This window comes from Phaeodactylibacter xiamenensis, assembly GCF_965229835.1.
Taxonomy (GTDB): domain Bacteria; phylum Bacteroidota; class Bacteroidia; order Chitinophagales; family Saprospiraceae; genus Phaeodactylibacter; species Phaeodactylibacter xiamenensis.
The window spans coordinates 3,335,028-3,351,153 of sequence record NZ_OZ245931.1 but is presented as its reverse complement, the minus strand read 5'-3'; the positions used below and the strand labels follow the sequence as shown (position 1 = coordinate 3,351,153).

Here is a 16,126-nt window from a genome sequence, read left to right as displayed (position 1 = left end):
AAGTTTTTCCCAATCAGCGCGGAATAGAGATTGTCCAGCCTAATTCTTCTTGATGATTTTGTAAGCCCCCTGTATTCCGAAGTACAACCAATAGGTCCCTGCCGGGAGAGCCGTCAGGTTAATCTGCTGGTCATTTACGGTCTGTTGGCTAATAAGCTGACCGGTTGTACTATAGATGCTGCACGCACCTTCAAAATCCCCTTCTATACTTATGATGCCATCCTTGGTTGGGTTAGGGAAGAGGGTTAGTGGTGCAATTGGTGGGGCTATGGATTGCGTCCCAGTCAAATAGCCAATATCAAAGACCCTTGTAAAGCCTGGCTGTTCACTCTGGAAAGTATTTTCAAAGGATGCACCTGCTACCCGGCTCCCATCAGCAGAAATTGAGACAGCAGAAGCAAATTCATCAGTTCCCAGGTCTCCTTCCAGCCGCAGCCCAATTGGTACATAGGTTTGCCCATTCCATTGATAAACCTGTAAATAACCAACAAATATATCCCAGGTATCACTATGCGGGGCTCCGCAGACAATTCGGTCACCATCAGCAGAAATCGCTACGGTCCAACCCAAGGCATCTACAAATGCTCCGTATAATGGGTCCCCCCTTGGGACCCATTGGCTTTCCTGAAATGAATAAACTTGTACTTTGCCTGCGAGAATGAGATAAGAAGAATCTCGGGGGCTTCCGACCACAAGCATATCGCCATCGGCATTCAGTTCAAGGTCTAAACCAAAATAGTCCTCAAAGTGGTTCCCCCGGAGCGTTTGCCCTTTTTGCACCCAGTCGTTACCATTGAAGCTATAAACGTGTACACTGCCTCCACTGGTACTATCCACACTATTGTAATTTCCGACAGCTAAAATCGTTCCATCGCTATTCAGGCTTACCACCGATGCAAAGGCCCGGTCAGGGTTTTCTGCAACAACAGGCTGTCCAAGCAAAGCCCATTCGGCACCATCCCACTCATAGACCTTCACTTCGCCAAAAGCGTCTTCTGAGGCAGCCTGAGTACCTACTGCAATTCGGTTTCCATCACCTGACATAGCAACGATATGACCAAAACTTATTAAAGCTTGACCTTCCGGGCCGCCTTCCAGCATACTTCCCATCTGTTGCCAATCTTCATCTTCCCAGGTGTACACTCGTACGGCTCCACGCCTTGCAGGGTTGATTTCGAAGTAGCCAGGCAGGCCCGTGACTACCCGGTTGCCATCATCAGAGATGTCAACAGCAAAGCCCTGCTGATCGGCAAACCCGAACGGTTCTTTAAGGGCAGAACCCAACTGCTCCCAGGTGCCATTCCGATATTCCATTACTCTTGCCTGCCCACTGAGCGTCCATTCCCCATCATGAGAAGGGGCTCCAATCACAATACGGCTCCCATCTCCGGAGAGTGCGACAGAAAACCCGCTTTTGTCGCCGGCCTCCTCCCCAAGGATGTCACTTCCTGCCTGTATTTGAGCGGGAAGGAGGGTGGCTGCACAATAACAATAAAGGAGCGTGAGAAAAAGCTGTTTCATAAGTTTTGAATTTTGAGGTTAGCGTTTTTACGATTATAGGGGTTGAAACAGTTCCAACACTTTAACTTGAGGGTACACACTTCCCTTTTCCTTAGTATCCGTTGTATAAGTTAGAATGAAGTGCTTCATAATTCGTGGATTCAAGTAATAGAGGTGGCTAAACTCCTTCACGAGACCGCAAGGCTGCTAAAAGAGCTGAGCGGCAACAGATAAGCTCACACCCAAACCACAAACACCCGCTTCCCCTCCACTTCCTCCCACCCATGCGCCGGCACGTCCCCCTGACGGCGTGGGTCGAAGATGAGGAGGTAGCCTTCATCCATGCCTTGCCGCTGCAGGTAGTCCGCGAGTTGCAGCAAACCGCGCTGATGCGCCTGCTCCCCGTACCAGCGTTTGAGCTCTATGATGTATTTGTGGTGATTGTAGGTGACAACGACATCCAGCCGCTTTTCTTCGGAGATTTGTGCCTCCTTAAAGTCGTGCCCTTTGCCATTGATGATGGGCTTTAGAAAGGCCAGGAAGACGAGGCGCCAGTGCCGTTCCAGAAAATGCTCGTCCCGTTTGCTGTGCTGCTCGCGCAGGTACTGCTGGAAACGGAGCAGTGCCCGCTCCAGGTCGAGCCCCTGTCCATCGGGGGTAGTGTAGAGTCCCGGAGAAACCTCTTGTTCCTGACTGAGTTGTTCCCGATAGTACTTTGCCGTCATGTAGCTGTACAGGCGTTGCTCATAAATTCTGTTGTGAATGCTGAGCCGCCCGTTAGACTTGAAAATACCGTATAAACGCCCCATTGCCGTTATGGGCTCATCCGGATTGAAAGGTATGTTTGCTCCATTTATAATCACCTGAAAAGCCAGGTTGTACAGTTCCGGATTGTTCTCGAGGTTTTTGATCAGGCTCTCGAAGTTGGTATTGTCTTCCCGCAGCAATTGCTGTACGGCTTGCTCCAGGTCGGCTTCAGTTAATGCTTTTTCTGTTTTTGCCAATAGGATGTCCTCCGCCATGATTTTGCAAAGCTTGCTCACCAGAAAGGGATAGCCGGAGGTGTAATAGTATAGCCTATTCGCCAGATGCGGAGCATTGAGTTGCACGTGCTGTTCCTGTGCGAAGTCCTCCAGCATAGGCACGATCTCCTCTGGCAGAAAGCTCATCGTCACTTTGAAATCGGCAGCGATATTCCAGGGGCTGTTGTATTGCCCGGTATTGTCTTCTCCCGGCCGGATTCTGGATTTCAGGGACTTTACATCATGTACGCCCGCGAGTACCACACTGTGAAAGGTCGCATGCTGGGGAGAGAACCGGTCGAGGTATTTGCTCCGCAGCATGCCCAGAAAGCGGAGGAAGGGCCAGTAGTTGCTGCTTGCATCCACTTCGTCGATGAGCAGGACCAGTTTTTTCTTCGACCGATGCGCCAGGTGTGTGATTAGCCTTGACAGCCCATCCATTCCATCGGCCTCCGCCTCTTTTTCCCGAATAACTTCAAATAGTTGTTTATCCTGATATTCCAGGGTTGTTTTCATATGGTTGAGCACCATTTGCGCAAAAGCAGCGTCTGTTTCATGCCACTTACTGTCAATGCCCTGAAAGTTCATTCTTATGGGGAGGTACGCACTGCTGTTTGAAAGCGCATCGTTTAGTGTAGCCAGCATGGTGGTTTTGCCGTACTGCCGGGGCCGGTTGATGGTGAAATACCGGCCTTTCTCCACCATTTCCAAAATATGCCCGAGTTTGGCGCTAATGTCCGCCATATAATGCATAGCAGGATAGCAAGTACCCGTGACATTGAATTCCTTAGCCATATTCAACTTTTCTATACTCGCTAAAGGTACGGAAAATAATACCATCAATTGTGTCCTCTTGGTTGTAAAACAAAGCCCCGCCAAGCTGATCCATTGGTCACTTAGCGGGGCTGCTGTTTGTAATCAGGTCCTGTTGGTTTCACACCGGATAGCCTTTCATGGTCATCCAAAGGAGTAGGCAAAAAGATGCCAGGGCCAGCCAGAACCGGATGTCCTGATAGAGGCGGTAAGTACGCTCTTGCATGGTATTGAAGTTGGTTTAAGCAATAGATAAATGCGCTGCAGAAATTTTCGCTCAGCGATGCTGATTGGTCCTACTAAGCAGGCGAAATATTTACTTCAAAAACGATGCCATAGTGGTTTTTTGTAATGTGAGTGTTGGATGGGGCAGGAGGGTTCACGCAAAGGGAGGGAAAGATCGCGCAAAGTTCGCAGCGTGAGGGCCGTCCTCGGGAATGCTTCGCGCACTTAGCGTGCACCTTAGCGTACGCTGCATGAAACCTTCATACGGTAGTTCACGCAAAGGGGAGGAAGGGTTTCGCAAAGTTCGCAGCGTAAGGGCAACCTCCGTAATACCCCGCGTGCGCTGCTTGAAACTTCGCGCTCCCCGCGTGCACCTTAGCGTCCGCTGCGTGAATCCCATTTCGGGCAACCTACCGTGCAGCCAGTGCCTGATTGATCCGCCGCACCAGCCCCGGGCCTTCGTATACGAGGCCGGAGTAGATTTGGATGAGGTCAGCGCCGGCATCCAGTTTCTCGATGGCATCCTCAGGGCTGCTAATACCGCCTACGCCGATGATTTTGAAAGCACCGTTGCTGCGCTGTGCCAGGTACCGAATGACCTCAGTTGCGCGCGCTTTGACAGGCTGACCGCTGAGCCCTCCTGCACCTATGGCTTCCACTTTTGCGGCGGGCGTGGTCAGGCCTTCCCGGCTGATCGTGGTATTGGTGGCAATGAGGCCATCGAGCTGCGTCTCCCGGGCAATATCGAGGATGTCGTCCAGTTGCCCATTGGTGAGGTCCGGAGCGATTTTGAGGATTAGGGGCTTAGGGGCCGGCTTAGCCCGGTTGAGATCCTGCAACAGTTGAAGCAGCTTTGACAGAGGCTCTTTTTCCTGAAGATCGCGCAGGTTGGGCGTATTGGGCGAACTGACGTTGACCACAAAGTAGTCAACGTAGGGAAATAACGCTTCGAAGCATTTGACATAATCATCAGCCGCCTGCTCGTTGGGGGTCACTTTGTTTTTGCCAATATTGCCGCCAATGATAACGCCTTTGGGCTTGCCGTACCGCTTTAGGCGTTCTACCAGGGCTTCCACGCCATCGTTGTTGAAGCCCATCCGGTTGATGAGGCCCTCGTCAGCCGGAAGGCGGAACAGGCGGGGCTGCGGGTTGCCGTCCTGCCCCTTTGGCGTAACGGTGCCGACCTCAATAAAGCCAAAACCAAGGTTGGCCATCGTCCTGTAGTGCTTCCCGTCCTTGTCAAATCCGGCGGCGAGGCCTACGGGGTTCTCAAAAGTCAGCCCGAAGAGCTCACGGCGCAGGGCAGGATGCTTATAGCGGTATAGACGCCGCAGCAACGTGCCGACGCCAGGCACCGACAATCCAAAATTGAAAAGGCTAAGGGTAATATGATGGGCCCGCTCCGGCGAGAAGCGGAAGAAGAAAGGTTTGAGCAGGGATTTATACACGGCTTTTAGTCGCAAAAATAGGCGATTGCGGGCATAAAAAAAGGCCAGGTAGCATTTTTCTACCCAGCCGGAATCATAATCCCAAAAACTATTCTTGATCAGACTTTTCAGACAAGCCTGGTTTAATCATGTATTGTAGTTTCACAAATATACTTATTTGTTCATTTACCGCCAAATGAATTGAGCGCTATAGACAAAAAAAGTGGTACAGTGCCCGAATTTCCTGCTTTTATTTAGAGGCACCCTCTTCTGCACGCACCAGAAGCTGAAAGCCGTTTCCGTGAATATTGACGATTTCAATGTTTCCGTCTCTCTTCAGGTACTTGCGGAGCTTGGTGACGAATACGTCCATACTACGCGCTGTGAAGTAATTGTCTTCCCCCCAAATCTTAGTCAGGGCTTCCGAGCGTGGCAGAATGTCGTTCATGTACATGGCAAACATCCGCAACAGTTGTGCCTCCTTTGGCGACAGCTTATTTTCTTCTTCTTCCGGGCCATCGGGGTCAAACGTCAGGATACGTAAGGGGAAGTTGAAGTGATACTTGCCGATGCTGAACTCCTTGATTTCTTCCCTGGGGTCCGCTTTTGCCTGACTCCTCTTGAGAATAGCCTGAATGCGGTAAAGCAGCTCTTCAGAATTAAAGGGTTTGGAAATGTAGTCATCAGCTCCGATTTTAAAACCTTTGACTACATCCTCCTTCATCGTCTTTGCTGTGAGGAAGATGATGGGCATCTCCTCATCCTTTTCACGGATTTCCTTAGCCAGGGTGAACCCATCTTTTTTGGGCATCATGACATCAAAAATGCACAAATCATAGGTGCCGTCATTATATTTTTCCAAACCCTGCTCCCCGTCGGTTGCGAGGGTAACGTCATAGTCGTGCATTTCCAGATAGGAGCGCAGGACATCGCCAAAATTTTGGTCATCTTCTACCAGAAGTATCTTGTTTTCTGCCATAGTCGGAGGTTTTCTGTTCTGGAGTTTGTTTTGTTGCGGACAGCCGGGCGCCGCAGCGTTAACTTATTGTTTGCAGGGAAAGAAGAGCGTGAAGCTACTGCCTTTGCCCAATTCACTTTTCACATCAATTTGCCCCTGATGGGCGGTCATCATCGCTTTGACATAGCTTAAGCCCAGGCCAAAACCTTTTACATCATGTACGTCACCGGTGTGCACACGGTAGAATTTGTCAAAGATATGCTTACGCTGCTCTTTGTTCATACCGATGCCTTTGTCAGAAATGGTGACTTCCACACCGTTGGGCACGTTACGGGTATGTACGGAAATTTCCGGTTCATCAGGCGAATACTTATTCGCGTTGTCCAGCAGATTGTTGATGATATTCGAGATATGGATGTTATCCCCCTCGATCATCGGGTTGCTGGCTTCCAGTTCGGCCCAGGCTTTGCCGCCCTTTTTCTCTACCTGCAAGCTGATGTTTTCTACCGCATTATGAATAATGTCATGCAAATTGACATCAGAAACTTTGAGTGAAAAGTCCTTTTTGTCAATCAAAGCCATCTGTAGAACTTTCTCTACCTGACTATTCATACGTTTATTTTCCTGTTTTATTATGTTGGCGAAGCGCCCGACTTTGTCTGCTTTACCTGCGATCATCGGACTTATGATGGAATCGGCGGCCAGGGAAATCGTTGCGATCGGCGTTTTGAACTCATGTGTCATGTTGTTGATGAAGTCCGTCTTCATGGACGAGAGCTTCTTTTGCCGGAAGATCACATTGATGGTGTAAGCAAAGCAAAAGAGGATAATCGTGGTGAATACAATTGACCCTAAGAAGTTGAGCCACAGGGAACGCCAGACAAAACTGGTGCGTTGCGGGAAGTGGATCATCAGCATGCCGGGCGCCGTTGCATCTTCCGGAAACAGGTCCACTTTATAGCGGGAGTTAAAGATAGTCCGGAAGCCAGGCAAAATTTCCTTTGGCTGATCGTCCTCAACCACGTAGTGCCCGTCAGCAATAATAAAACTGTTTTTTTCTCTGGAGAAAATCCCGTAACTGTATTCGGTATCTATGCCCCGGTTAGAAAGTTCCTGTTTGAGGAATTTGTCGAGTTGCTTCAGCTTAATCCGTTCTTCTAACGGAATGCCCCGGGCGCTTTGTTCGAAAATCACCATCAGCTTGCGGTAAGTGTCCTTACGTTTAATGCATTCCGGGGAGCTGCAGTCGTTGAGCAGCTCTGCAGTGAGCCAGTTGAGCCAGGCGCCCCTGCTCACCTGATTGCCGCCATTGGCCATGTCGGAGGGACTCCAGTTGAAGTTGGGGGGCAGGTTGTCGGGCAGGTCAAGTTTTGCCCCATTCATTTCCTGGTAGTAGGCATTTTGGAACCCATTCAGGGAGTACTGAAGTACCTCCTGACTCTCCTCGGTTTCCAGCCTGCGGGTCACTGCATTGAGCGCGGCATAAATGTTTTTCTCAAAGCGTTCTTCGTTAACAGCAACGGCTGTACGGATGAGGTCCATCTGTAGAATCACTACGCCCAAAACAGCGGCACTCATCAGCCCGATTATCGCCCAGATTGCTTTTTTATTCATAAAGAACGGCCTTCTTGATTTGTACTTTTTAGCTCGCCTGCTACCAGGCAAATTGATACTTTGACTACCCAACAGGAACTAAACTCTTAAAGTTAAGCATTCCTATCAGGGTGAAGCCCTGTTTAACAGACCTTTAACGCCGGGGGACAATATGTCGTTTTATCCGGACAAATAACTCGCTTTGTAATCTGGGCGACATTTCATTCGCATTAATAAATTCCTGATGATTGGTAGTTCAGAATGCAAATTCAATATTTTTTTTGGCAAGTGGGCAATGAATTTGAAGTATGTTTTTTGTTTTGCTTTGGGACAAAGCCTCGTACTCCAAAGAAAAGGTGCGGTTTCGGGGCCATCTTGTTAAATTATTTCTTTACTGCCCTTCGATTTGGTATATTTGCTAAAGTTTAAACAATGAATTGCCCAAGCTGCCCCGGATATAAAATGCTCTGCGCGCTATTGGCCGTTGCTGTCCAATTCGTGTAAAGCACCCCACTAAACCTACCAAAAGAATCAAATAAGCACACACCTAAAATAATTATTATCGCCCAAAAACCATGACGGCGCTGCTGCTTCTTTGTATGCAACGATCATCTCCTGATGGAGATAACGGAAGAAATCATTTGGTTCGTTCAAGACTTTGATTGCATAACATGAAGAGAAATCTACTCCTTTGCCTTTTGACGCTGACTACTATCTCACTTTGGGCACAACAACCCCCCGGACCATGCCCTCCCGGTGAGCCGGCGCTTGCCAACAACTGTGGTGCAGCTTGCGTACTTTGTGACTTTACGACGTTCACAAGTAGTAACGATAACCCCAATACCGGGCAACAGGTACCCCCTGATTTTTGCCCTGGTCAGCCCATTCAGCCCCACAACGTTCAATGGGTGGGCTTTGTCGCTGGTACACCCAATATATCGATGAATGTACTTGTGGAAAACTGCAATGATGGGAATGGACTGCAAATCGGAGTTTGGGGTACTTCCGATTGCTCATCGTTTAACCTCGTCTCACAGTGTTCTTACCAGGTCAACCCCAATACCCCTACGCCATTTAATATGACCGGGCTTACCGTTGGAGCAACTTATTTCTTCATTGTGGATGGCTTCGATGATGACGTATGCGACTTCACCGTCAACGTCACTTCCGGTAGTACTACCGTCCCACCGGTGTCGGGTGTTCCCAACATCATACCCACCACGCCTCCGCCATACTGCCCGGGCAGCACAGTGACTTTATCTGTCAACGGCGTGCAAAATGCCGGTGCCTACCAGTGGACGGTCAATGGCACACCGGTTAATCAGGGCAACCAGGAAACAGTGACAATTAACCTGCCAGATGAGGCGAACTACACCATTTGTGTTACGCCGAGTAACGCCTGTAATGGTGCGGGCATCCCCAACTGTACCACTATCTCAACTACACCGCCCCCAACCGAAATGATCACCGAAGTGATCTGCCAGGATGAAGCGCCGTATACCTATCAGGGCTCTCCGCCTTTCTTTGAGACGGGAGTTTATAACTTTTCCTATTTTCAGAATGGCTGTCAGCAACCGGTGCAGCTGGACTTAACCGTAATCCCTCCTATCCCGCCCACTTTAATTACGGCGGAAATCTGCGAGGATGAAACCTACATCTTCCAGGGTACTCCGCTTAACCAAACCGGTCAGTACGAAGAAACGCTGACGACTGCTGATGGATGCGATAGTACCGTCATCCTCAACCTTACCGTAAACCCCAATACCTTTCAAAATATAGGGGAGGTCTTTATTTGTGAAACCCTTTTACCCTACATGGCCGGAGGGCCGGGGGGCGTGCCCATTTCACAGCCTGGCCCCTTTCAGGTGATACTTCCTAATGCCTTCGGGTGTGATCAGGTCACTGTGGGGTTCCTAACAATTACCTCGCCGGGTCTCATCATTGTAGATACAACCGTTTGTGAAGGAGAGCTTGTTGTGATCGGCGACCTGTTTAATGGTGGCTCCACTTTCACTGAAACGGGCTTCTACTCGGGAAATTTCACTGATCCGGGTGGATGTCAGAGTACTTTTCAGCTGGACCTCACCGTTTATGACCCGGTAACCAATATAGACACCACCATCTGTAACGGAGAGTCACTGACTGTGGGCGGTAATGAGTACAGTGCCGGCACAACGGATTTAGAAATCACGCTTCCTTCACAAACACCGGGTATCGATTGTGATAGTACTGTGATTTTAAACCTTACCATTCTTGACCCTATCGAAACTTTTCTGGAGGAAGAAATCTGCGAAGGGGACACCGCTATGGTAGGCTCCGAAATTTTCACCACAACCGGGGAGTACACCGTTCTGCTGCAGGCCAGCAACGGGTGCGACAGTACCGTCTTCCTTGACCTGCTCGTCAACCCCAACGTTGAAACAACGATCACGCCGGAGGTGTGCTTTGGAGATGATTTTGTGCTCGGAGACTCTACCTTCACGGCCACCGGCACTTATGAAGTACCGCTGATGACCACTGAGGGCTGCGATAGTACCGTTATTGTTGAGCTCACCGTCAAGCCGGAAATTACAACAACGCTCGACGAATCCATTTGTGAAGGAGACGCTTTCACGGTAGGAGGCATGAGTTTTGATACTACGGGTACCTATGACGTGGTATTGACCGCAGCGGATGGTTGCGACAGTACCGTCACCCTGAACCTTGACGTCATCCCAACCGTATTTACAACGCTCGATGAAGAAGTATGTAATGGTGGCAGTTTCACAGTGGGCACTTCCACTTACGATGTGACGGGCACCTACATGGATACGCTCCCGGCAATAAACACGGGCTGCGATAGTGTTATCACCCTGAACCTGACTGTCCTCGACCCGATTATTGAGGACATCACCCGTAAGGTGTGTACCGGACAGGCAGTAATGGTGGGAAGCAGCACCTACGATTCGCCGGGTATGTATACCGACACCCTGATGACGCCTGAGGGCTGCGACAGTATCGTCAATTTAACGCTTACGATCGAAGATGTGATCCGGGATACACTGTCCACCTCTATATGTGAAGGAGAAGTCTTCACCGTAGCCGGCACCGATTATGATGCGACCGGGCTTTATCCTAATGACTTTGTTACGGCTTCGGGCTGTGATAGTGTCTTTTACCTGAACCTCACGGTTGTCCCGACCCGTATTACCGATATAGACAGCACCATTTGTGATGGGGAAAGCGTAACCATTCTGGGCAACGACTATACCACCACAGGCATGTTTGAAGACGTGACCACGGCGGTGGAAACGGGTTGCGACAGTATTGTCCGGCTCAACCTTACGGTGCTGAATGTCCCACGGACCGACCTTACAGAATCCATCTGTGACGGGGAGACTTATACGGTAGGTACCTCAGATTATACCACGACTGGTATGTACGCAGATACCTTACAGGCGGCGAATGGCTGCGACAGTATCATCACGCTGGACCTTACCGTGCTTGATGTACCGGAAATAGGCCTTACCGAGTCAATTTGTGATGGAGAAACGTACACGGTAGGCACTTCTGATTATACCGCATCCGGATTCTACACAGACACCCTTGTGGCGGCAAATGGCTGTGATAGCATCGTAATGCTGGACCTGACGGTACTCAATGTACCTGAAGTTGACCTGGTAGAAAGCATTTGTCAGTTCGAGTCTTACGAAGTGGGCCCATCCAGCTACACCATGAGCGGGAGCTATGTGGATACGCTCGTTGCGGCAAATGGCTGCGATAGTATTGTCAGCCTTGAACTGACAGTATTCCCCGTGAAGCGGGACACCCTGGATATTACCATTTGCAATGCCTCTTCCTACACGGTTGGTAGCAACACCTACAACGTGGAAGGCACCTACGTAGATACCCTCAGTTCTAACCTGACGGGCTGTGACAGTATTGTTACCCTGAACCTGATGGTACGCGATTTCTTCGAAATCAATCTGAACCGCACAGTATGCGAAGGAGAGTCTTTCACAGTGGGTACAACGCCTTACGACTCCACCGGGATGTACTCTCAGACCTTCATTTCCGTGGAGGGCTGCGATAGTATTGTGAATCTCAATCTTACCGTCATTCCATTCCCACGGACCGACCTGGCACCTGTCATTTGCGAAGGGGATACTTTTAATGTGGCGGGCAATCCTTATTTCCAGACCGGCGTGTATATGGATACGCTGACTTCCTTTGTCTCAGGCTGCGACAGTATTATTACCCTTGACCTTACCGTCAATCCAACGCTGTTTACCAGTCTTACAGAAGAAATTTGCGATTACGAAACTTACACTGTAGGCACTTCGGTCTACAATACCACAGGGATTTATACAGATACCCTCAGTTCGGTGGTGACCGGCTGCGATAGTATCGTTACCCTGGACCTGACAGTGCACCCTACGCTGTTTACTGATCTGACGGAGGAAATTTGCGATGGGGAGACTTACACGGTTGGCACTTCTGACTACACCACGAGCGGAAACTATGTGGATACCCTTAGCTCAGTTGTCACAGGCTGCGACAGTATTATCACACTGGACCTGACGGTGTATCCCATCCCGATGACGAGCCTGACGGAAATTGTTTGTTTTGGTGATACCTATACCGTTGGTACTTCCACCTATGATGCCACTGGCAACTTTGTGGATACGTTGACCTCAGCGGTGACCGGCTGCGATAGTATTGTCATGCTCGACCTGACGGTACGGGAGGAAATCCGAACGGAGCTGGTGCAGGAGATTTGCGACTATGAGACCTTCTCCGTTGGCAACAGTACCTACAATACTACTGGTATGTACGCGGATACGCTCACCTCGATCGCCACTGGCTGCGACAGTATCGTCACGCTTGACCTGACCGTACACCCGACCTTGTTCACCGAGCTGACGGAGGAAATCTGTGATTACGAAACCTTCACGGTGGGCAGTAGTACTTACAATACGACCGGCGTGCATGTAGATACGCTCAGCTCGGTAGTGACCGGCTGCGACAGTATCGTCACGCTTGACCTGACCGTGCATCCGACCTTGTTCACCGAACTGACGGAGGAAATTTGCGATGGGGAGACTTATACCGTTGGCACTTCTGATTACACGACGAGCGGGAACTATGTGGATACGCTCAGTTCGGTCGTCACCGGCTGCGACAGTATCATTACGCTGGATCTGACGGTGCACCCCATTCCGATGACGAACCTGACGGAAATCGTTTGCTTTGGCGATACCTATACCGTTGGCACTTCTACCTACGATGCCACTGGGAACTATGTGGACACGCTCAGCTCGGTCATCACCGGCTGCGACAGCATAGTTACTCTTGACCTGACAGTTCGGGAGGAAATCCGCACGGAACTGGTACAGGAGATTTGCGACTACGAGACCTTCTCCGTTGGTAACAGCAATTATAATACCACTGGTATGTACGCGGATACGCTTACCTCGGTAGCCACCGGTTGCGACAGCATCGTCACGCTGGATCTGACGGTGTACCCGACGCTGTTCACTGAACTGACGGAGGAAATCTGCGACTACGAGACCTTTACAGTGGGCAGCAGCACCTATAATACGACCGGCGTGCATGTAGATACGCTCAGTTCGGTGGAGACCGGTTGCGATAGTATCGTTACCCTCAACCTGACGGTGCACCCAACCCTGTTTACCTCACTCACACAGGAGATTTGCGATGGCGAGAGCTTTGGCGTCGGCACATCTACCTACACTACAAGCGGCACTTTCGTAGACACGCTTAGCTCAATGGTGACGGGCTGCGACAGTATCATCACCCTGGACCTGACCGTGTACCCGATCGAAATGACTATGCTTACGGAAGAGATTTGCGAAAGCGAAACCTTTAGTGTTGGGTCCTCGACCTACAGCGAGGCAGGCAGTTATACAGATACGCTGACCTCGGTGGTGACTGGATGTGATAGTATCGTCATGCTCGATCTGGTCGTTAATCCCGAGTACGAAATTACTTTACAGGAGAATATCTGCGACGGAGAGTCCTTCCCTGTTGGTGCAGAAAGCTTCTCGCAAACGGGCACTTATACCGTTCCACTGACTACGGCAGCGGGCTGTGACAGTATCGTCACCCTTGAGCTATCCGTCTTCCCCTGCGAGCTGCAGTTTGCCAACGAAGCAACGGATGTCAGCTGTTTCAACGACTCCGACGGGGAGGTAGCTTTTGAAGTGCTGGTAGGTACGCCGCCCTATACCTTTACCTGGCAGGCGCTGCCGGGAGGGCTGCCCAATGGCAACGGCACTATTGATGGCAACAACCTTGAAGAAGTCATTGACCAATTGCCGGCCGGTACCTATCGTATTGATGTGGTGGACAGCTCTCCATTTGAAATTTCCGGCAGCTTCCAGGTCGTAGTGGCACAACCAGAGCCTGTCGATATTGAGTTGCTGCTTTCCGAATACAATCAGTTCAACGTGAGCTGCGCATCCGAAACAGATGGCTTTATTAATGGTATTGTTACCGGTGGCATCCCACCTTACAGTTATACCTGGAGCAATGGAAGCCGCCTGGATGGCATTGATGAGCTCGGCGCTGGCACTTACAGCCTTACCGTAACGGATGCTAACGGGTGTACTGCTTCAGCAGAAGCAACACTAATTGAACCTGAAGGCTTGAATGTCGCTCTAAGTGTTACCGATCCCCTTTGCTTTGGCGATGAGGCAGGCGTGGTCAGTGTTGACGCAGTGGAAGGAGGGGTCACTCCATATGTCTATGGTATAGATGGCTCTCCAATGTCAGGCAGCCCACTGTTTACCAACCTGACCATCGGCTCACACCTTGTACAGGTGCAGGATGCGAATGGTTGTACAGATTTACAAGAGGTTATTGTCAATCAGCCGGAAGAGCTAATCGTTGATCTGGGCGATGATATAGACATCGAGCTGGGTGAAAGTGTAGAACTCTACGCAGAGACTACCAACGATGATATGATTGCGCAGTACATTTGGCGTATTGATACAGCTGCACGCCCCTCCTGCCTGGATTGTGTCGATCCGTTGATCACGCCGCAGGTGACGATGTCTTATTTCGTTACCGTAATTGATGAGAACAACTGTCAGGCAACCGATCAGATCACGGTATTCGTAGACAAAGACCGGGATGTTTTCATTCCGAATGTCTTCTCGCCTAATGGAGATGGCAGCAATGATGTCTTTACCATCTTTGCGGGGCCTGAGGTCATCCGGGTCAACAGCTTCCAGGTTTACAACCGGTGGGGTGAACCGATGTACGAAATCTACGACTTCCCGGCTAATGATCCTACCTTCGGCTGGGATGGCACTCACCGGGGCGAACTAATGAACGGGGGCGTCTACGTCTACGTCGCTGAGATTGAGTTCGTGGATGGTGTCATTGAACTATACAAAGGCGATGTCCTGCTGATGCGGTAATGCCCTGTGATTTCAATAGACTTATGCAAAAGCCCGGCTGCCAAACGTTAGCCGGGCTTTTGTGTGTGGAGAGCATAACGATAAGGCCGGATACTAAAAAGAAAACCGGAAGCTTGCTCTGTGCAAACTTCCGGTTAACAAGGTCTTTTAGAGAAAGCCGTTCTTACAGGTGGCGCTCAGCGTGGTAGCTGGAACGGACCAAAGGCGCGCTTTCCACAAAGTCAAAGCCTTTAGACAGGCCAACTTCTTTATACTCGGCGAATTTATCAGGGTGGACATATTCCACCACATCGAGGTGCATCTTAGTAGGCTGCAGGTACTGGCCGATGGTCATCACGTCGCAACCGTGCTCCAGCAGGTCATCCATGGTTTTGTATACCTGTTCATCCGTTTCACCCAGGCCTACCATAATGCCAGACTTGGTGCGCTTACCGTAATCCTTGGTGCGTTGTATTTGCTCCAGGCTTCGGTGGTACTTGGCCTGCGGGCGAACTTTCCGGTACAGGGCTTCCACGGTTTCCATATTGTGAGAAACCACTTCCTGCCCGGCGCTGATCATACGCTCCAGGGCCCACCAGGTCGCCCGTACATCAGGGATAAGCGTCTCGATTGTTACCTCAGGAGTACGATCTTTGATATGGCGCACGGTTTGGTACCAGACTTCTGCGCCCCGGTCCTTACGCTCATCGCGGTTGACGGAGGTAATAACGGCATGCTTCACCTGCATCAGGTCAATCGCTTCTGCTACCCGGCGCGGCTCGTCCTCATCATACTCCGGTGGACGGCCGGTCTTCACTGCGCAAAAAGAGCAAGACCGGGTACAGGTGTTGCCCAGGATCATGAAAGTAGCAGTACCAGCACCCCAGCACTCGCCCATATTCGGGCAGTTGCCGCTTTGGCAGATGGTGTGGAGGTTGTAGTCGTCCACCAGGCTGCGGACTTTCTTATAGTTGGGCCCGATTGGCAGCTTCACACGTAGCCAGTCCGGCTTTTTACGTCGTTGTTCTTTGCTTTCTACTACAGGTAATTCCAGCATGGGAATCGTTTTTATGACTTTCGCAAAATCCGGATAATGGTTTTGCGGTAATGTATTTTCGATCAATCAACAGTCAGGCCAAGCTTATAGTTTTGGGAAGTATGGAGTCATTGGGCTAACAAAAGTGT

The 16,126-nt window shown here is 50.3% G+C and carries 7 protein-coding genes; 1 reads left to right on the top strand and 6 read right to left on the bottom strand.

Annotated elements, in window-relative coordinates; all coding sequences use genetic code 11:
- Window positions 1–39: 39 nt before the first annotated feature.
- The 5 genes from ACO08I_RS12365 to ACO08I_RS12345 all read right to left on the bottom strand — a co-directional run bounded on the left by ACO08I_RS12365 (window position 40) and on the right by ACO08I_RS12345 (window position 7,559).
- Window positions 40–1,521, bottom strand: coding sequence for a T9SS type A sorting domain-containing protein (locus ACO08I_RS12365; RefSeq protein ID WP_421949464.1), 1,482 nt, complete (start codon window positions 1,519–1,521; stop codon window positions 40–42).
- 215 nt (window positions 1,522–1,736) lie between these two features.
- Window positions 1,737–3,317: an AAA family ATPase gene (locus ACO08I_RS12360; RefSeq protein WP_421949463.1), complete on the bottom strand. Its 1,581-nt coding sequence runs from the start codon at window positions 3,315–3,317 to the stop codon at window positions 1,737–1,739.
- Between the two features lie 653 nt (window positions 3,318–3,970).
- Window positions 3,971–5,008 carry a quinone-dependent dihydroorotate dehydrogenase gene (locus ACO08I_RS12355; protein ID WP_421949719.1) on the bottom strand — a complete coding sequence of 346 codons (1,038 nt, stop codon included), beginning with the start codon at window positions 5,006–5,008 and terminating at the stop codon, window positions 3,971–3,973.
- 229 nt (window positions 5,009–5,237) lie between these two features.
- Window positions 5,238–5,966, bottom strand: coding sequence for a response regulator transcription factor (locus tag ACO08I_RS12350; protein WP_282775529.1), 729 nt, complete (start codon window positions 5,964–5,966; stop codon window positions 5,238–5,240).
- A 63-nt stretch (window positions 5,967–6,029) separates the two neighbouring features.
- A complete protein-coding gene (locus ACO08I_RS12345; RefSeq protein ID WP_282775530.1) occupies window positions 6,030–7,559 on the bottom strand; it encodes a sensor histidine kinase in 1,530 nt (509 codons plus the stop codon).
- A 650-nt stretch (window positions 7,560–8,209) separates the two neighbouring features.
- Here ACO08I_RS12345 and ACO08I_RS12340 point away from each other — a divergent pair.
- On the top strand, window positions 8,210–14,962 hold the full coding sequence (locus tag ACO08I_RS12340) for a gliding motility-associated C-terminal domain-containing protein (RefSeq protein WP_421949462.1): 6,753 nt from the start codon (window positions 8,210–8,212) through the stop codon (window positions 14,960–14,962).
- A 163-nt stretch (window positions 14,963–15,125) separates the two neighbouring features.
- On the opposite strand, the gene lipA is transcribed toward ACO08I_RS12340, so the two are convergent.
- On the bottom strand, window positions 15,126–15,998 hold the full coding sequence (gene lipA, locus ACO08I_RS12335; protein ID WP_421949461.1) for a lipoyl synthase: 873 nt from the start codon (window positions 15,996–15,998) through the stop codon (window positions 15,126–15,128).
- Window positions 15,999–16,126 lie beyond the last annotated feature (128 nt).

Bases quoted from the DNA above. Each gene is read 5' to 3' on its own strand.
- ACO08I_RS12365 (WP_421949464.1), bottom strand. From the start codon at position 1,521: ATGAAACAGCTTTTTCTCACGCTCCTTTATTGTTATTGTGCAGCCACC.
- ACO08I_RS12360 (WP_421949463.1), bottom strand. From the start codon at position 3,317: ATGGCTAAGGAATTCAATGTCACGGGTACTTGCTATCCTGCTATGCAT.
- ACO08I_RS12350 (WP_282775529.1), bottom strand. From the start codon at position 5,966: ATGGCAGAAAACAAGATACTTCTGGTAGAAGATGACCAAAATTTTGGC.
- ACO08I_RS12345 (WP_282775530.1), bottom strand. From the start codon at position 7,559: ATGAATAAAAAAGCAATCTGGGCGATAATCGGGCTGATGAGTGCCGCT.
- ACO08I_RS12340 (WP_421949462.1), top strand. From the start codon at position 8,210: ATGAAGAGAAATCTACTCCTTTGCCTTTTGACGCTGACTACTATCTCA.
- lipA (WP_421949461.1), bottom strand. From the start codon at position 15,998: ATGCTGGAATTACCTGTAGTAGAAAGCAAAGAACAACGACGTAAAAAG.